The organism is Rhizobium sp. 18055 (genome assembly GCF_902706285.1).
In the GTDB taxonomy this organism is placed as follows: domain Bacteria; phylum Pseudomonadota; class Alphaproteobacteria; order Rhizobiales; family Rhizobiaceae; genus Rhizobium.
The window spans coordinates 86,035-103,298 of the sequence record NZ_CACSKD010000010.1; the positions used below are offsets into that span (position 1 = coordinate 86,035).

Genomic DNA, 17,264 nt, shown 5'->3' on the forward strand with positions numbered 1-17,264 from the left:
GCCCTCAGGCACACCATCAATGAATTGAACTCATCATGAGCAGGCAGGACATCAATCGCTCCGGGGAGATGGAGGTGTTCGTGCGCGCCGTCGAGCTCGGCGGCTTCACGGCGGCTGCCCGCGCCTGCGGCATGACACCATCGGCCGTCAGCAAGCTGGTCGCACGGCTGGAAACGCGCCTCGGCACCCGCCTCGTCAACCGCTCCACCCGCAAGCTGCAGCTGACGCCGGAGGGCTGCGCCTTCTACGAGCGCAGCATCTCCATCCTCGCCGACATCGCCGAGGCAGAGCGCTACGCCTCGGCTGGAGAGCAGGCGACAGGCCCGATCCGCATCAATACCAGCGCCTCTTTCGGCAACCATGTTCTGGCGCCCCTGCTGCCCAAATTCCTCGCCTCGTACCCAGCCGTTACCCTCGACATCTCCCACACCGACAAGGTGGTCGATCTGCTGGAAGAACGCGCCGACGTCGCCATCCGGGCCGGGCCGCTGAAGAGCTCCAGCCTCATCGCCCGCAAGCTCGGCGCCATCGGCAAGGTCATTGTCGCCTCGCCCGCCTATCTCAAGCGTCACGGCAAGCCGACATCGGCAGCGGAATTACAGGCGCATCGCCGCATCGGCTTTTCCTACGCAAGGAGCGTCGAGGGCTGGCCAGTCGGCCAGGATGGCGAGACCGCTGTCGTGCCGGTCACGCCGGGCGTGCAGGTCGGTGATGGCGAAGCGATGCGGCACATGGCACTGTCAGGCGTCGGCCTCGCCCGGCTCGCCCGCTTCACCGTCCGTGCCGACATCGAAGCCGGCCGGCTGATTCCGGTTCTCGAGGACATCAACCCCGGTGACATCGAGGAATTCTACGCGGTCTATATCGGCCAGGGCGGCCCGCTGCCCGCCCGCGTTCGCGCCCTGCTCGATTTCCTCGCCGAGCACGTCAGGCTCTGAGCAGGCAGCCCGACGGAGGATTTCTCATTTGACCCCCGGCAGCCCCGGAGCCTATATGCCCGCAAGCCATCCGGCCGCCCGCCGGTTTCCTCGCTCAGCCTTTGCAGCTCGTCCTTAACGTCGCATCGACCGCGGTTCCAGCATCGGCAAGACTTGCATGGGATCATGCCGTTGAAAGACGCAAGCCGCCTGTTCAAAACCGCCAGCCTGCCGCGCTGGGCGTTGCTGCTCGGCCTCTCGACCCTCCTCGTCGTCGGCCTGGAATTGCTCGGCCTGCCTGCCTCGCTGCTGATCGGCCCGATGGTGTCAGCCATCGTTCTGGTCGTCTCCGTCGGTCAGGGATCGTTGCGCGTGCCGCGCTGGCCGTTGCTTTTCGGCCAGGCGCTGGTCGGCTTCATGATGGCGCGCTCGATCACCGTCGATATCCTGCAGACGATGGCAACCGACGCGCCGCTGTTCCTGTCGATGATATTCGCGGTCATCATCATGGCCGGCCTGCTCGGCTGGGCATTGACCCGCTGGCAGGTGCTGCCGGGCACCACCGCAGTCTGGGGTTCGTCGCCGGGTGCGGCGTCCGCCATGGTCATCATGTCGGAAGCCTATGGCGCCGATGCCCGCCTCGTCGCCTTCATGCAATATCTGCGCGTCGTCTTCGTCGCCATCGCCGCCTCCGTCGTCTCGCGCCTGTGGGTGGCCGCCGATGGCGGCGAGCCGCCCGCCATCATCATGTTCCCGCCGATCGACTGGCCGGCGCTGGCCGCAACCATCACGCTGACATGCCTGTCCGCCTTCGCGGCCGTCCGCTTCCGCATTCCCGGCGGCACCATCATCGTACCGCTCGTCGCCGGCTCGCTGCTGCAGGGCTTCGGTCTGTTGAAGATCGAGCTGCCGATGTGGCTCCTGGCAATCAGCTACGCGCTGATCGGCTGGAGCATCGGCCTGCGCTTCACCCGTGGTATCATTCGCCATGCCGCCCGCGCCCTGCCGCGCGTCGCCGGCTCCATTCTGCTGCTGATGTCGCTCTGCGGCTGCATGGCCTATGCGCTGCACATATTCGCCGGCGTCGATCCGCTGACCGCCTATCTCGCCACCAGTCCCGGCGGCGCCGATTCGGTCGCCATCATCGCCGCCTCCAGCGATGTCGATGTCCCCTTCGTCATGGCCATGCAGACCGGCCGCTTCCTGATCATCCTGTTCACCGGCCCGATGCTGGCCCGCTTTATCGCCCGCCACTCCGGTCTGGCCGAAAACCCCGCCTGATCCCATCCTGCCGCAATGAGGCCCACTGGCCGGGCGTCACCCCGTATGCCTTCTTGAAATGCCGGTTGAGATGGCTCTGGTCGGCAAAGCCGGTCGCGAAGGCAGCATCCGAGAGTGCCTCGCCCGCCCCGATCATCGCCCGTGCCTGCTGCAGCCGCCGCATCAGCAGATAGCGATGCGGGCTGGTCGCAAACGCCGCCCGAAAGTGCCGCGCCAGCGCAAACCGGTCGAGCCCGGTCACTGCTTCCAGTTCGCCCGATGTGACCGCCCGCGTCACATGCGCCTCGAGATAATCCCGTGCCATCCGCGCCCGCGTCCAGGCGATCGCGCCGATCGGCCGCTGCGGCGCCCGCGCATGACGCGCCAGGCCGCTCGCCACACGGGACACGAAATCATCGACGAACAGCTCGTCCAGCTCGCGATCCAGCTCCGAGAGCGCCGCCAGCAGCGTCCCGGCCAGAACCGGGTCAGAGATCACCGGCTGATCAACGAACGGCAGCCCGATCCGCGCCGCATCAAGACATTCCAGCAGCATAGCCGGCTCCAGATAGAGCATCCGATACTGCAGCCCGTCATCGGTGCCCGCCCCGCCATCATGCTCCTCGTCGGGATGCAGCACGATCACCTGGCCGGGCATGCTGAAGCGCCGCTGGCCGCGGTAGGAAAAGGTCTGCACGCCCTTGATCGTCACCCCCAGCGCATAGGTGTCGTGCCGATGCGGCTCGAACGCATTGCCGGCAAACTGCGCCTCGATCCGCTCGATGCCGGGAAAGGCCGGTGCCGTCAGGATGCCGTCCGCACCCGGTGCCGTGCACAAACGTTCAAGACCCTGATGGGCGTGATGGCTTAGATCCTGGTCCAACGCGAAACCCGCATGAAGAGAGACTGGAATGTTTGATACCAAAATTGCGATCGTGCTGCGCAACAATCTTCAATCCTGGCAGACGCTGAATGTCACCGCCTTCCTGATGAGCGGCATCACCGGCCAGAACCCCGATATAACAGGCGAGGCCTACAAGGATCGCGCCGGCAATCTCTACAACGCGCTGTCGATCCAGCCGATCATCGTGCTGTCGGCCAACGACGAGGCCATATCGACGATCCACCGCCGCACGCTGGAGCGCGGCATAACCGCCTCGCTGTTCATCGAGGAAATGTTTGCCACCGGCCACGACGCCGCCAACCGGGCCGTCTTTGCCGAGTATGCGCCGGATGACGCCAGGGTCGTCGGCATAGCCATCCGCGCCGACAAGAAGATCGTCGACAAGATCACCAAGGGTGCAACCATGCATCGCTGACGCAAAACGGCCGGGCAATGCCCGGCCGCTTGTATCCTGAAACGGAGCGCGATCAGTTCTGGGTGATCGGCGCGATCTGGATTTCGACGCGGCGGTTCTGCGAACGGCCGGCTTCCGATGCGTTGGACGCGACCGGCTGCGACGGACCGAAGCCGACAGCCGACATGCGGCGCTGGTCGACACCCTGGCCACCGAGGTAACCGGCAACCGACTGGGCGCGGCGTTCCGAAAGATCCTGGTTGTGCTGCAGGCTGCCGGTCGAATCGGTGTGACCGTTGACGTCGATCAGCGTCCGGTTGAACTTGCGCAGCACGATCGCGACCGAGTTCAGGGTCGGATAGAAGCCCGGCTTCACCGCATCCTGATCGACGTCGAAGGTGATGTTCGACGGCATGTTGAGGATGATGTTGTCACCGTTGCGGGTAACCGAGATGCCGGTACCCTGCAGCTGTGCGCGCAGTTCCGTTTCCTGCTGGTCCATGTAGTTGCCGATCGCACCGCCGGCGAGCGCGCCGACACCGGCGCCGATCAGCGCCGCATTGCGCCGCCCGACCGGCGAACCGCCGACAGCAAGGCCTGCAAGGGCGCCGACGCCGGCTCCGAGCAGAGCGCCGCCCGACGTGTTCGACATCTTCTGCTGGCCCGTATAGGGGTCGGTTGTCGTACAGGCGCTCAGGTAGGTCGCGACGACGGTCACAAGGATAATTTTCTTGATCATGGACAGGCGTATCTCCAATTCGATGGTGATGCGAGCAGTATTAAGGAATGCGGCAAGAAGATGAAGCGGATGCATTGGTTAGCGGAAAATCGCTGAAATGCACAGCCGTAAGCCGCATCCGCCGAAAATATCGCCGGCCACGGATGCAAACAGCGCCGGTAGCCCTGACAGGCGCCGTCTGAACCGCAGACGCCCGGTTCAGATGTTCTGGAATAGCTGCCGCACCGTGTCGTAGTCATCCTCAGAGCCCCGCCCGCGAAGGCAGGGCATCGGAGACGATATCGTCACTCCGCCGCTTCGAGCTGGCTCGGCTTGGCAACCACCTTCGGCCGCTCGGCATGCTCCATCTCCTGATGCAGCCGCGCCTCTTCATGCGCATGCGGCTTGGCGAAGCGGGCGATCAGCAGATAGGCGACCGGCGTGATGAACAGTGTCACCAGCGTCGCAAAACCGAGACCACCGACGATCACCCAGCCGAGCGCGACCCGCGCTTCGGCACCCGCGCCATGCGCAAACACCAGCGGCACACCGCCGAGGATGGTGGCGATCATCGTCATCATCACCGGGCGCAGACGCAAAGCGCAGGCCTTTTCGATCGACGTCCGGACATCCTCGCCTTCATCGCGCAGCTGGTTGGCGAACTCGACGATCAGGATGCCGTTCTTCGCCATCACCCCGACCAGCAGCACCAGGCCGATCTGGCTGTAGATGTTGAGGCTGGAGCCGGTAATGATGAGTGCGAAGATCGCGCAGGCGAGCCCGAGCGGCACCGTCGACATGATGATGACAGATGACAGCATGCTCTCGAACTGCGCCGCCAGCACCAGGAAGATGATGACGATGGCAAAGCCGAAGGTCAGTGCCATGCCGTTCGAATTTTCCTCAAGCGTCGCCGCTTCGGCAAGCGGCATCAGCCGCGAACCGGCCGACAAGATCGGCACGGCAAGCTCGGTGGCCTCCTTGACGGCATCGCCCAGCGAAATCCCCTCCTTCAGCCCTGCCGTGATCGCCACAGACGCCAGCTGCTGCTCGCGGTTCAGCTGCGGCGCCACCGCACCCTCTTCGAGCGAGGCAATCACCGACATCGGCACGATCTTGCCGTCGCCGGTTTTCAGGAACACGTTTTCCAGATCGGTCGGATCGTCGAGCGGCCGGGTGTTGGAGGTCAGAAGCACAGGATAGGCCTCGCCCTTGACGAACACATCGACCACCGAGCGCCCTTCGAGCAGCGACTGGATGGCCGTCGAAAGACCGGTGATATCGATGCCGAGATCGGACGCCCGTTCGCGGTCGATCGAGATCGACACCTGCGCCTGCGTCGGCTCGTTGGCCAGCCGCGGCGTATCATAACGACCGGTCGCGTCGAGCGCCGCCACCAGCTTGATGGCGGAAGCCGTCAGCGCATCGTAGTCGCTGCCGATCAGCGCCATCTGCAAGCCGTTGCCGGCGCCGCGAATGCGCAGGCTGTTCGACTGGATGGCATTGCCGCGCAGTGCCGGAACCTTCGAAGCCGCCCGGTTGATGTCATCGACGATCTCGCCCTGCGTGCGCTCTCGCTCGCCCCACGGCGCAAGCGTCAGCACCATGAAGCCGCTATTGGCCTGACCACCCTGCCCGGAGACCGAAAAGACGTTGCGGATATCACCGCTATCGACCAGCGGCTGCAGATATTCCTCGACCAGCTGCAGCTTGTCGCGGGTGTATTCGAGGCTCGATCCCTGCGGCGTGGTCAGCCGCATCATCACCATCGCCCGGTCCTCGTTCGGCGTCAGCTCGCTCTTGACGCTGGAGAACGCCAGCACCGCAGCGCCCGCGAAGATCACCGAAAACACCACGACGACGTAAGGCGCATTCAGGCAGCGCTGCAGGCCCCACTGATAGGCACTGGAAAAGCCATTGCCGAACCGGCCGAGCAGGCCGTGATCTTCCTTCATCTCCCTGGTCAGCATCCGCGATGCCAGCATTGGGCAGAGCGTCAGCGCCACCAGCGACGACAGTCCGACCGAAAACGCCAGCACGAACCCGAACTCGCGGAACAGCCCGCCGACCTGCCCCGGCAGGAACGACAGCGGAATGAACACCGCCGCAAGCGTCGCCGTCGTCGCGATCACCGCGAAGAACACCTCGCGCGTGCCGAGCACGGCCGCCGCCCGCGGCCCCATGCCCTGCGCGCGGCGGCGGACGATATTTTCGAGCACCACGATCGCGTCATCGACCACAAGACCGGTCGCCAGCACGATGGCCAGAAGGGTGAGAATGTTGATCGAGAAACCAACCATGTAGATCGCCGCCAGCGTACCGATCAGCGCGACGGGCATGCTGACCGCCGGAATGATGGTCGCCCGCCAGTCGCGCAGGAACAGGTAGATGACGGCCGTGACGATAACCGCCGCCAGTATCAGCGCCAGCACCACCTCATGGATGGCGCCCTGGATGAACACCGCGTCGTCGCTGGTAATGGCGATCTTGGTGCCCTCCGGCAGCGTCTTCGACAGCTGCTCGACGGCAGCCTTGATGCCGTTGGAAATATTCAGCGTGTTCGACTGTGCCTGGCGGATGACACCGAGGCCGATGCCGGGCACGCCATTCGAGCGCAGCGCCGTCTGCCCGTCGCGCGGTCCGAGCGTGATCGTCGCCACATCGCCCAGCCGCACGCGGTCCTGGAGGATGACATTGGCGAAGTCCTCGGGCTTCTGCAGGCTGGCGGTGGCCCGCACCACGATATTCTGCGTCGGGCTCTTCAGCGAACCGGCCGGCACGTCGAGTGCTGCATTCGACAGGGCATTGGTCAGATCGCCGATCGTCAGCCCGCGGCTGGCCAGTTCGCCCTGATCGACATCGACCCTGAATACCTTCTCCTGGTCGCCATAGCTCTCGACATCGGCAACGCCATCGACGGATGCCAGCCGGTCAATCACCTCGTTTTCGACCAGCAGCGTCAGGTCGTCCATGTCGAGCGTGGTCGAGGTCACCGCCAGCCGCATGATCGGCTGCGAATCCGAATCCGCCTTGACGATCTGCGGCGCATCCGCGTCCTCGGGCAGCCGGTCGGTGATCCGCCCGATCGCGTCGCGCACGTCGTTGGCAGCAACCGCCAGATCGACCGTATCGGAAAATTCCAGCGTCACCCGGCTCTGGCCGAACTGCGAGCTCGACGAGATCGATTTCAGCCCGCTGACCCGCGCCGATGCCCCCTCGATGACCTTGGTCACCTCCTGGTCGATCGTCTGCGGCGAGGCCCCGTCGAACACGGTCCGCACCGTCACAACGGGGCGATCCACGTCGGGCAGCTCGCGCACCTCGATGCCAACATAGGCCGCCAGACCGGCGACGATCATCAGCGTATTGAACACCAGCGCCAGGATCGGCCGGCGCACGAACAGCGCCGTGAATGTCTGCTTGCCGGATGGCGGTTTCTCGTGGGTTCCGCTCTCGCTCATCAGGTGACGGGCTCCTTGGCGGCCAGCTCTCCGCCTTCGGACCTGACGGGCCCGCCTTCGCGCACCCGCTGCAGCCCCTGCGTGACGATCAGGTCGCCATGGCTGAGATTGCCCTTCACCAGAACATAATCGGGATTGCGCTGCACGATGCTGACCCGCACCTTGTGCGACTTCTGATCGACCACCCGCCAGACGAACGACCCCTGACTGTCCCACTGCACCGATTGCGGATCGACCGCCGGATATTCGTCGCCGTCAAATCGCATGCCGACGCTGAACGACATGCCGGCACGCAGCTCGTCGGCCGCATTGTTGATCCGCGCCCGCATCCTGAGCGTCCGGCTGGCGGCGTCGACGCGGTTGTCGATCGCCTCTACGGCGCCGGAAAACACCTGCCCCGGCCGCGCCACCGACGTCGCCTCGACCGCCTGCCCGACGGCGACGGAATTGGCAAACCGCTCCGGCACCCAGTAATCCACCAGGATCTCGCTGCGGTCGTCGAGCGTCACGATCGGCGTCGTCGTCGAGACATTGTCGCCGATGTTGATCGGCATGATCCCGACGATCCCGTCGATCGGCGCCAGGATGTTGCGGCGATCGAGGCTGAGCTGCGCCGCCTGCAACTGCAGCCGCGCGCCCTGCTCGGCGATCTCCGAATCGAACACATCCATCCGCGAAACGGTGGATTTGATATTGTTGTAGAGGCTGGTCTTCTCGACCGCGGATTTCAGCGCCACTTCGGCCTGCCCGCGGGCGATCACCTGCTCCTCGCTGTCGAGTTTGGCAAGGATCTGCCCCTGCTTGACCATGTCGCCCGACTTGATGAGGATTTCGCGGACGATGCCGCTCGCCTGCGGCGTCACCACCACCGAGCGGATCGCATCACCGGTGCCGATCGCGCCGAGCCGGTCGTTGACGATACCGGGTACCACCGCCTGCGTGACGACGAGCACGGCGCCGTTGCGCCCCCCGCCATTGCCCCCGCCACCGCCATTGCCACGATTGCCGCCCTGCCGCCTGCTGCCATCAGGCTGACCTGCAGCGGGTGCGGCATCGGCCAGCTTGTCGGGATCGACAGCCTTTCCGACGAACGCTTCAGGAACGCCGGCATTGCGCAGCGTGTCGCGTGCACCGGGCACAAAGAAAGCCCATCCGGCAAAGCCGGCGGCGATAACGCCAAGACAAAGTGCGAACTGCTTCCAAAATGACATTCACGTCTCCAGAGGGACTCGAGGGTGGTCCAGGGTCGATCGAAAGAGGCGTGCGCGGGACAAATTGCCACGCAACTGCGACAATATTGTCTCTTTGCGGATCAGCGGCAAGATGTTTGGCCGCGCATTACAAGATTGTAATGTCAACAGTTGGTGAGCGACAACGATGGCAGCGCCTTGGCGCCCGGCTTGCCCGCTCGCAATATTCCCGCCAGCGCCAAAAAACGCTTTCGTTTCCGGCCATTCCGATGTTTTCTGCGGCAGCATCGGCGCACACGAAGCCGACCAGCTCCATTCACTCAACCGCAAGGAAGGATGACGAGCATGCCCAAGATCACCACGAGGGACGGGACGAAGATTTTCTACAAGGATTGGGGCACCGGCCAGCCGATCCTGTTTTCGCATGGCTGGCCTTTGTCAGGCGACGCCTGGGAAGCGCAGATGCTGTTTTTCGGCCAGAACGGCTTTCGCGTCATCGCCCATGACCGCCGCAGCCACGGCAAGTCGTCGCAGACCTGGGACGGCAACAACATGGACCAGTATGCCGACGATCTCGCCGAACTGATCGAGCATCTCGACCTGAAGAACCTGGTGATGATCGGCCATTCCACCGGCGGCGGCGAAGTCGCCCATTATCTCGGCCGCCACGGCACCAAGCGCGTCGCCAGGGTGGTGCTGGTCGGCGCCGTCCCCCCGCTGATGCTGAAGACCGAAGCCAACCCCGAGGGACTGCCGCTCGACGTCTTCAACGGCATCCGCAAGGGCACGGCACTCGACCGCTCGCAGTTCTTCAAGGACCTGTCGATGCCGTTCTACGGCTTCAACCGCAACAATGCCAGGATCAACGAAGGCCTGCGCGAAAGCTTCTGGCTCGCCGGCATGGCCGGCGGCATCAAGGGCGAATACGACTGCATCCATGAATTTTCCGAGGTCGATTACACCGACGACCTGCGCAAGATCGACAAGCCGACGCTGTTCATCCACGGCGACGACGACCAGATCGTCCCCATCGTGGCGAGCGCCCACAAATCCTCGAAGATCGTCAAGGGCTCGATCCTCAAGGTCTACGAGGGCAGCAGCCACGGCCTGGCGCAGGTCGAGCCGGAACGCTTCAACGCCGACGTCCTGGCGTTCATCAAGGGGTGACCCGCAACGTCACGCCGATGCACCCTTGGCAGATCCTCGGGACAAGGCCGAGGATGCCGTCGATGGAGTTTAAAACGTCTTTATTTCAATTGCTTAACGGCGATAATTCCGCTTTTTTCGTCATCCTCGGGCTTGTCCCGAGGATCTGCCGACAGTGCATCCGCGCGACGTGCTTGGATCTTAAACCCACCTTCGCGCATGCGTCCGCCACCGAACGGAGCGATCCCCGCCACCACAGCATTATTCGACAAGACCGCCATCCCGTTCCGGCATAGACGTCAGCGAAACGCCATCCATCCCGTCACCCCGAAAGTCCCCATGCGCCCATCGCTTCCCGTCCTCCTGAGCTTCACCGCCGGCTATGTCGATACCGCCGGCTTCCTTGCGCTTGGCGGCCTGTTCACCGCCCATGTCACCGGCAATTTCGTCACCCTCGGCGCCGCCCTTGCCCACGGCACCTCGGGCATCATCGCCAAGCTCCTGGCGCTGCCGGTCTTCTGCCTGACGATCTTCGTGCTGCGCTATTTCCACAAGCTGTTCGGCCTCACCGACCAGAACGGCCTGAAAATCCTGCTCGGCTTCAAATTCCTGTTCTTCACGGCCGGCGGCATCTGCGCCATCTCGCTCGCCCCCTTCACCAATCCGGACGGTCTGCCGCTTGTAGTAACCGGCATGCTGCTGGTCATCGCGCTGGCCATCCAGAACGCCGCCCACCGGCTGCATCTGCCCTCCGCACCGCCGAGCACGATGATGACCGGCACGACCACCCAGATCATGCTCGATCTCGGCGATCTCGCCCACGGCAGCTCGCCCGAAACCGCCGCCACCGTGCGCCCGCGGCTGGCCCGCATGGCGCTCGCGGTTGCCGCCTTCGCGCTTGGCTGCGGCTTCGGCGCCCTGCTCAATACCGTGGTCGGCGTCTGGTGCTTTGCGCTGCCGCCGCTGCTGGCGCTCGGCTCGCTCTACCTGACCTTCGAAGCCCCCGCGACGCAAACACCCTGAAGATAGCCACAGGATAGCGCGGGCGCGGGAATGAAAGCAGAACATCTTTTCTGGTCTTTCCGATCCGAATCACTACATTACGCGCCATGAGCAACAGTTTCGACGATATGCCCTTCTTCGACGAAGAGCCGGGTGAAGCGCCGCGCAAGCAGCACTCCCCCGCAGCGCCGGCATCAGGGGCGCCCGCACCTCGGGGCCCTGCATCCACGGGCACCGTCTCCGCAGGCCCGGTCTCCGGCGGCATCGCCGCCCGCGCCATGGCGGCCCGCGGTGGCGGCCAGCGTCCGGATTATCTCGATGGCCTCAATCCCGAGCAGACCGAAGCCGTCGAATCGCTCGAAGGCCCGGTTCTGGTGCTCGCCGGCGCCGGCACCGGCAAGACGCGGGTGCTGACCACCCGCATCGCCCATATCCTCAATACCAACCGCGCCTTCCCCTCGCAGATCCTCGCCGTCACCTTCACCAACAAGGCCGCCCGCGAGATGAAGGAACGCATTGCCGTTCTGGTCGGCGGCGCGGTCGAGGGCATGCCGTGGCTCGGCACCTTCCACTCGATCGGCGTCAAGCTGCTGCGTCGCCATGCCGAGATGGTCAACCTGCGCTCCGACTTCACCATTCTCGACACCGACGACGTCGTCCGCCTCGTCAAGCAGCTGATCCAGGCCGAAGGCCTCGACGACAAGCGCTGGCCGGCAAAACAGTTCGCCGGGATGATCGACACCTGGAAGAACAAGGGGCTCGGCCCCGCCGACATCGCCGAAGGCGACGCACGCGCCTTTGCCAACGGCAAGGGCCGCGAGCTCTACGCCGCCTACCAGCAGCGCCTGTCGACGCTCAACGCCTGCGATTTCGGCGATCTCTTGATGCACCCGATCGCCATCTTCCGCCGGAACCCCGATCTGCTGAAGGACTATCACAGCCGCTTCCGCTATATCCTCGTCGACGAGTACCAGGATACCAACACCGCCCAGTACATGTGGCTGCGCCTGCTCGCCCAGCGCCCCAAGGGCGAGCCGCAGAACGTCTGCTGCGTCGGCGACGACGACCAGTCGATCTATGGCTGGCGCGGCGCCGAAGTCGACAACATCCTGCGCTTCGAGAAGGATTTTCCCGGCGCCAAGGTGATCAAGCTCGAGCGCAACTACCGCTCCACCGAACACATCCTCGGTGCCGCTGCCCACCTGATCGCCCACAATGAAGGCCGCCTCGGCAAGACCCTGTTCACCGATCGCAGCAACCCCGACGATGCCAAGGTGCAGGTCCATGCCTCCTGGGATTCGGAAGAGGAAGCCCGCGCCATCGGCGAGGAGATCGAGCAGTTGCAGCGTAGCGGCCACGCGCTGAACAACATGTCGATCCTGGTGCGCGCCTCCTTCCAGATGCGCGAGTTCGAAGACCGCTTCGTCACGCTCGGCCTCAACTACCGCGTCATCGGCGGCCCGCGCTTTTACGAGCGCCTCGAAATCCGCGATGCGATGGCCTACTTCCGCCTCGTCGCCCAGCCCGCCGACGACCTCGCCTTCGAGCGCATCGTCAACACCCCCAAGCGCGGCCTCGGCGACACCACGGTGCGCGCCCTTCACGATTACGCCCGCGCCCGCGACATCCCGATGCTGGCGGCAGCCGCCGATATCATCGAGACCGACGAGCTGAAGCCGAAGGCCCGCAAAGCGCTGTTCGACGTGATTCAATCTTTCCGCAGATGGCAGGAAAGGCTTGAAAACGCTCCACATACCGAGCTTGCCGAACAGATTCTCGAAGAGTCCGGCTACACCGACATGTGGAAGAACGACAAGTCGGCCGACGCCCCCACCCGGCTCGACAACCTGAAGGAACTGATCCGCTCGATGGAGAGCTTCGAATCCATGCGCGGCTTCCTCGAGCACGTCTCGCTGGTCATGGATGTCGAGCAGAACGCCAACCTCGACGCCGTCTCGATCATGACGCTGCACTCGGCCAAGGGCCTTGAATTCGAAACCGTGTTTCTGCCCGGCTGGGAAGAAGGCCTGTTCCCGCACCAGCGCTCGCTCGACGAAACCGGCCGCGCCGGCCTCGAGGAAGAGCGCCGGCTCGCCTATGTCGGGCTGACACGCGCCAAGCGCCGCTGCCACATCTGGTTCGTCTCCAACCGCCGCATCCACGGCCTCTGGCAATCGACCATCCCGTCACGCTTCCTCGACGAACTGCCGGAAGCCCATGTGGCGGTTGCCGAAGTCGAGCAGAGCTATGGTGGCTACGGCCGCGGCGGCTACGGCCAGTCGCGCTTCGACAAGGCCGAGCCCTTTACCAACAGCTATTCCACCCCTGGCTGGAAACGCGCCCAGCAAAACCGCACCGACGCCACCCGCGACAACTGGGGCTCGCGCTCCGGCCATTCGGTCGAGCGCATTGGCTACGGCGAAAGTGGCCCGAAAACCCGCACCATCGACGGCGAACTGGTGGCCAAATCCACCGCCGCCCAGCCCTCGAAATTCAAACTCGGCGACCGCGTCTTCCACATGAAGTTCGGCAACGGCAACATCAAGGGCATCGAAGGCAACAAGCTGACGATCGACTTCGACCAAGCCGGCGAGAAGCGCGTGCTTGATGGGTTTGTGGAGATGGTGGGCTGATAAGAGGCGGCGGCTCCAAGCCGCTGTCACCCCTTCGTGACTTCGCATCAAGGCCTACCTGCCGCATACTCCCTTTGCCCGCACCATAAACACGGGCCCAAATAAGAGGATGCCATGAAACGCTACTCGCTACCCCTGATCGCAATGTCCCTTGCGCTGGCCGTCGCGGGTAACCCCGCGATCGCGCTCGCTTGTAACAAGATCATCGGGACGTGATCAGCTGAATGAATAAGATGAGCGGGTACGAGCCCGCTCATTTCTGAGAGACAAGATTTTGGCTATCCTTGAAGTAGCTCCTCTTGTGAAGGCCTCAAATATAAAATACTCGTTTTAGTAGAATCAAGACGAGGGATGTGAGGCCTTGGAGTTTACTTTATCATTTGAAGGCAGCGTCGCAGATCAGCACTTGCTTGATTTTTATGACGCAGCAACCGCATTGTCCGCATTTCAGCGATCTCTAGCGCTAACCGCACACCTCGTTCTTAATGGCGAAATAATAACTCAAGCTCCTGCGCTCAAGGGAGCGCAGATACTATCTTATCCAATAGAACAAGGCAGCTGGAAATCCGTTGCAGTTGTTACGGGAACCCTTTTGCTATCGGGCGCTGTAGCGTCGAAAGACTCGGTCCTTGGAAACATATTCACGTCTGCCTATGACTATATAATCAGCGAATCTTTGGGTTTTCACGTTGATTTCGATAAGACTTTGGGAGAGCAGATTGAAGAGTCACGGCGGCAAAGCGACATGGTGCCCAAGGGCCTTGATGAAGGAAAATTTCAGGCATTAGTCGAGAAAACAGAGAACTCGATTAAAGAGCTTCATCGTCCGATCAGCCACTCCGGCACCGCTACAACTGCGGAAATCGGGCGGAGCAGCACCGGGAGAATTTTTCGCAAGACCGGCCCGACATTAGACATCGATACTTTCGAATACATCAATGTTACGAAACTTTCCGACCGGGCAAAATTCGTTATCGGCAAAGTATCTAGTTATAATTCGAATACTTACAAAGGACGGATATATGTTGAGTCAGATGGGCGACCAATACCGTTCACACTAGCGGAAACGACCAGAGATGCGCGAAGCGTCACCAAAATAGTTAGAAGCCTCTCCTCCAATGCCATCAACCGCTTCGACGTGGGCGCGGACATCGAGTTCGATGCCTTGACTTACGAAAGCAAGAATGGGCGCTTGAAAGGCTATCTAGTGACCAACATCAGATGATCCCCTCACCCCAACATCGGCATCTGCCCCAACCCGAAGATATCATTCACCAGCGCCAGCCCGATCCCGGCCGCCACCACACCGAGCCCGATCAGGAACTGCCGCCGCGCCCGGTCGTATTTCGCAGCCTCCAGCGAATCCCGGGCCAGCAGATCGGCAAACACCTTCACCTGGATGCCGATGCCCGCCACCAGCAGCAGCATCGGCAGGATGTCGATCCGGCTCCAGTCGTTCGGATTGGAAACCCAGTGGCTGACGAAGTTCAGCGAGAAGCCGAGGATGATGCCGGCGGCGGTCAGCGAGCCGTTGCGGAAGGTGGAATCGATCTTTTCCTCGGGGCCGGGCTTTGGCATGGCGGTCGCTTTCAGCTGATCTCATCTGATGCTTGGAGGAAGGCAGAAATCGGTGATAACGGCAAGAGCCATCGAAGATTACAAAACCTTCATTTGAAAATCATGTTTTGACCTTGCCAGTCCTCCGCCCGCACGTTAGGTACTGCTCACATCTGCCGCGCCAGCTGCGCCGCACGTAAGCGTTAACGTCAATCAACGCGCTGATCGAACCCGAACCGGGGTGCGAGCGGCGCGGCGTGCCTGCGTCATACGCATTCCGGCTCCATTGAAGGAACCGATGATGACGGTCAACACCGCCCCCGCCGAGACAGAAAAGCGCCACCTGATCGAACGCGTCCGCCATGAGCTGAAGCGCCGCCTTCTCACCGTCCGCCGCGTCGAATACGTCACGCCGCAGATGCTGCGCGTCACGCTCGAAGGCGCCGATCTCGACGGCTTCGTCAGCCTTGGCCATGACGATCACGTCAAGGTTCTGGTGCCGCGCCCCGGCGAAGACCCCGCCTTTCCCGAAATCGGCCCGGACGGCAAGCCGATGATCGACCCTGCGAACCGCCCGCCCATGCGCGACTACACCCCGCGCCGCTATGATGCCTTGACCGGCGAGCTCGATATCGATTTTGCCCTGCACGAAGCCGGCCCCGCCACCGAATGGGCGGTCAACGCCAAGGTCGGCGACAGGCTCGGCCTCGGCGGCCCGCGCGGCTCCTTCGTCGTCGCCACCGATTTCGACTGGTACCTGCTCGCCGGCGATGAGACGGCACTCCCCGCCATCGGCCGCCGTCTGGAGGAACTGCCTGAGACCGCCAAGGCGCTCGTCGTCGTCGAAGTCTCGGGTCCCGAGGAAGAGCAGATTTTCACCAGCAGGGCCGACGTCTCGACCGTCTGGCTGCACCGCGGCACGGCACCTGCCGGCACCACCGACAGCCTCGAACAGCTGCTGCGCGACATCACGCTTCCATCGGGCGACGGCTATGTCTGGATTGCCTGCGAAACCCTGCTCGCCAAGCGCCTTCGCGCCGTCATGGTCGATGAACGCCACTGGATCAAGGCCGCCGGCTACTGGAAGCGCGGCCAGGCCGATTTCCACGAGACTCACGGCGATTGAGCTGCAAACATCCGCAATGAAGTAACGCGATCAAATCCTCGGCGCAACGCCGAGGATAGCGTCCGCGAACGGAAATCCTATTTATTTCAGAAGGTTGCCCGGAAAGAAAAACTCCCGGGCGCTGTCCTCGGCCGTGTGCCGGGGACCTGCCGTGCCAACGAGACTGCGAAAAGTCCAGGTCGCAAGACAACTGCGAATCGAGGCAGGCAAAGGGATAAACGAAACGTTAACCAGTTTCGGTTGTGTCGGTCAATGGCTCGAAATTGATCACAACTTTCCTGTTTTGACGCCGGCCGCAAATCATCTTAGCCCATTTGCAACCGCCCATGAAAGGCGGCTTTCACGATGAACTCGCAAAGGAGCTTCAAGTGACCAGTGTTTCTTCCCTGGGCAGCAGCAGCGCGTCCCAGTATATTTCCAGCCTCGACAAGAATGGCGATGGCGTCGTATCGGCCGATGAACTCGCCGCCGCCAACACCAGTTCCACATCGACCACCTCGACAACCAAATCCTCGACCGCGACCACGGGCAGCGACAGCGCAAGCGTTACCCAGAAGATCGCCGCCGATATTGCCTCGTTGATGCTGCAGTTGCAGCAGCAATCGAGCAGCGACGACAGCTCCGGCGATGACGGCAGCTCGGACGGCAACAGCCCCAAGGGTATCCTTGCCCTGATGGACTCCAATAGTGACGGCAAGCTGACGACAAGCGAGCTGCTCTCCGCCGATCCGTCGGCGATTGCAAAAAGTGCCGGCAGCAGCGACGATTCCGTGCTGACGCAGGTACTGACCGACATGCAGACCGCCGTCCGCGCCTACCAGACCACCTACGGCGCATCGCCGGCAGCCGATACCGCCAGCGACGAACCGCAGACCCTCTGATTGGCCTGCAGCAAGGCTCCGCCGGGGGAGCCGAAGCAGCCGAATTACGTGGCACCGCCGACCGTGTTCGGGGAA

General features: G+C 63.0%; 15 protein-coding genes. 9 read left to right on the forward strand and 6 right to left on the reverse strand.

Annotated elements, in window-relative coordinates; translation table 11 throughout:
* The first annotated feature begins 35 nt into the window (after positions 1-35).
* A complete protein-coding gene (locus GVL52_RS17805; RefSeq protein WP_160009514.1) occupies positions 36-938 on the forward strand; it encodes a LysR family transcriptional regulator in 903 nt (300 codons plus the stop codon).
* Positions 939-1,103: 165 nt separating this feature from the next.
* Entirely contained in the window at positions 1,104-2,198 is a 1,095-nt protein-coding gene (locus tag GVL52_RS17810; protein WP_160009515.1) for an AbrB family transcriptional regulator, read from the forward strand.
* On the opposite strand, the gene GVL52_RS17815 is transcribed toward GVL52_RS17810, so the two are convergent.
* Positions 2,158-3,060, reverse strand: coding sequence for an AraC family transcriptional regulator (locus tag GVL52_RS17815; protein WP_160009517.1), 903 nt, complete (start codon positions 3,058-3,060; stop codon positions 2,158-2,160). The genes GVL52_RS17810 and GVL52_RS17815 overlap by 41 nt on opposite strands.
* A 28-nt stretch (positions 3,061-3,088) precedes the next feature.
* On the opposite strand from GVL52_RS17815, the gene GVL52_RS17820 reads away from it, so the two are divergent.
* Positions 3,089-3,496, forward strand: a complete 408-nt coding sequence (locus GVL52_RS17820) for a DUF2000 family protein (protein WP_160009519.1) — start codon at positions 3,089-3,091, stop codon at positions 3,494-3,496.
* 52 nt (positions 3,497-3,548) lie between these two features.
* Here GVL52_RS17820 and GVL52_RS17825 read toward each other — a convergent pair whose 3' ends face one another.
* From GVL52_RS17825 to GVL52_RS17835, 3 genes are all read right to left on the reverse strand, one after another.
* Positions 3,549-4,214, reverse strand: coding sequence for an OmpA family protein (locus GVL52_RS17825; RefSeq protein ID WP_160009521.1), 666 nt, complete (start codon positions 4,212-4,214; stop codon positions 3,549-3,551).
* Between the two features lie 284 nt (positions 4,215-4,498).
* Positions 4,499-7,654, reverse strand: a complete 3,156-nt coding sequence (locus GVL52_RS17830; RefSeq protein WP_160009523.1) for an efflux RND transporter permease subunit — start codon at positions 7,652-7,654, stop codon at positions 4,499-4,501.
* Positions 7,654-8,865, reverse strand: coding sequence for an efflux RND transporter periplasmic adaptor subunit (locus tag GVL52_RS17835; RefSeq protein ID WP_160009525.1), 1,212 nt, complete (start codon positions 8,863-8,865; stop codon positions 7,654-7,656). The genes GVL52_RS17830 and GVL52_RS17835 overlap by 1 nt, the downstream gene beginning before the upstream one ends.
* Positions 8,866-9,189: 324 nt before the next feature.
* On the opposite strand from GVL52_RS17835, the gene GVL52_RS17840 reads away from it, so the two are divergent.
* Positions 9,190-10,011, forward strand: a complete 822-nt coding sequence (locus GVL52_RS17840; protein ID WP_160009527.1) for an alpha/beta fold hydrolase — start codon at positions 9,190-9,192, stop codon at positions 10,009-10,011.
* An 80-nt stretch (positions 10,012-10,091) separates the two neighbouring features.
* On the opposite strand, the gene GVL52_RS17845 is transcribed toward GVL52_RS17840, so the two are convergent.
* Positions 10,092-10,262, reverse strand: a complete 171-nt coding sequence (locus tag GVL52_RS17845; RefSeq protein WP_160009529.1) for a hypothetical protein — start codon at positions 10,260-10,262, stop codon at positions 10,092-10,094.
* A 67-nt stretch (positions 10,263-10,329) separates the two neighbouring features.
* Here GVL52_RS17845 and GVL52_RS17850 point away from each other — a divergent pair, with 67 nt between their 5' ends.
* From GVL52_RS17850 to GVL52_RS17860, 3 genes are all read left to right on the forward strand, one after another.
* Positions 10,330-11,013, forward strand: a complete 684-nt coding sequence (locus GVL52_RS17850; protein WP_160009531.1) for a YoaK family protein — start codon at positions 10,330-10,332, stop codon at positions 11,011-11,013.
* A gap of 86 nt (positions 11,014-11,099) precedes the next feature.
* The gene (locus GVL52_RS17855; protein ID WP_160009533.1) at positions 11,100-13,625 is read left to right on the forward strand and encodes an ATP-dependent helicase; all 2,526 of its coding nucleotides are present in this window, start codon (positions 11,100-11,102) and stop codon (positions 13,623-13,625) included.
* A 361-nt stretch (positions 13,626-13,986) separates the two neighbouring features.
* Positions 13,987-14,850: a hypothetical protein gene (locus GVL52_RS17860; protein ID WP_160009535.1), complete on the forward strand. Its 864-nt coding sequence runs from the start codon at positions 13,987-13,989 to the stop codon at positions 14,848-14,850.
* Between the two features lie 5 nt (positions 14,851-14,855).
* On the opposite strand, the gene GVL52_RS17865 is transcribed toward GVL52_RS17860, so the two are convergent.
* Positions 14,856-15,203: a hypothetical protein gene (locus GVL52_RS17865; protein WP_160009537.1), complete on the reverse strand. Its 348-nt coding sequence runs from the start codon at positions 15,201-15,203 to the stop codon at positions 14,856-14,858.
* Positions 15,204-15,483: 280 nt separating this feature from the next.
* Here GVL52_RS17865 and GVL52_RS17870 point away from each other — a divergent pair, with 280 nt between their 5' ends.
* Positions 15,484-16,308 carry a siderophore-interacting protein gene (locus GVL52_RS17870; protein WP_160009539.1) on the forward strand — a complete coding sequence of 275 codons (825 nt, stop codon included), beginning with the start codon at positions 15,484-15,486 and terminating at the stop codon, positions 16,306-16,308.
* 368 nt (positions 16,309-16,676) lie between these two features.
* A complete protein-coding gene (locus GVL52_RS17875) occupies positions 16,677-17,189 on the forward strand; it encodes a hypothetical protein (RefSeq protein ID WP_160009541.1) in 513 nt (170 codons plus the stop codon).
* Positions 17,190-17,264: the final 75 nt, after the last annotated feature.

Excerpts from the sequence above, each read along its gene's own strand:
- GVL52_RS17830 (WP_160009523.1), bottom strand. The coding sequence starts at position 7,654 with ATGAGCGAGAGCGGAACCCACGAGAAACCGCCATCCGGCAAGCAGACA.
- GVL52_RS17810 (WP_160009515.1), top strand. The coding sequence starts at position 1,104 with ATGCCGTTGAAAGACGCAAGCCGCCTGTTCAAAACCGCCAGCCTGCCG.
- GVL52_RS17825 (WP_160009521.1), bottom strand. The coding sequence starts at position 4,214 with ATGATCAAGAAAATTATCCTTGTGACCGTCGTCGCGACCTACCTGAGC.
- GVL52_RS17850 (WP_160009531.1), top strand. The coding sequence starts at position 10,330 with ATGCGCCCATCGCTTCCCGTCCTCCTGAGCTTCACCGCCGGCTATGTC.
- GVL52_RS17805 (WP_160009514.1), top strand. The coding sequence starts at position 36 with ATGAGCAGGCAGGACATCAATCGCTCCGGGGAGATGGAGGTGTTCGTG.
- GVL52_RS17865 (WP_160009537.1), bottom strand. The coding sequence starts at position 15,203 with ATGCCAAAGCCCGGCCCCGAGGAAAAGATCGATTCCACCTTCCGCAAC.
- GVL52_RS17820 (WP_160009519.1), top strand. The coding sequence starts at position 3,089 with ATGTTTGATACCAAAATTGCGATCGTGCTGCGCAACAATCTTCAATCC.
- GVL52_RS17855 (WP_160009533.1), top strand. The coding sequence starts at position 11,100 with ATGAGCAACAGTTTCGACGATATGCCCTTCTTCGACGAAGAGCCGGGT.
- GVL52_RS17870 (WP_160009539.1), top strand. The coding sequence starts at position 15,484 with ATGACGGTCAACACCGCCCCCGCCGAGACAGAAAAGCGCCACCTGATC.
- GVL52_RS17835 (WP_160009525.1), bottom strand. The coding sequence starts at position 8,865 with ATGTCATTTTGGAAGCAGTTCGCACTTTGTCTTGGCGTTATCGCCGCC.
- GVL52_RS17840 (WP_160009527.1), top strand. The coding sequence starts at position 9,190 with ATGCCCAAGATCACCACGAGGGACGGGACGAAGATTTTCTACAAGGAT.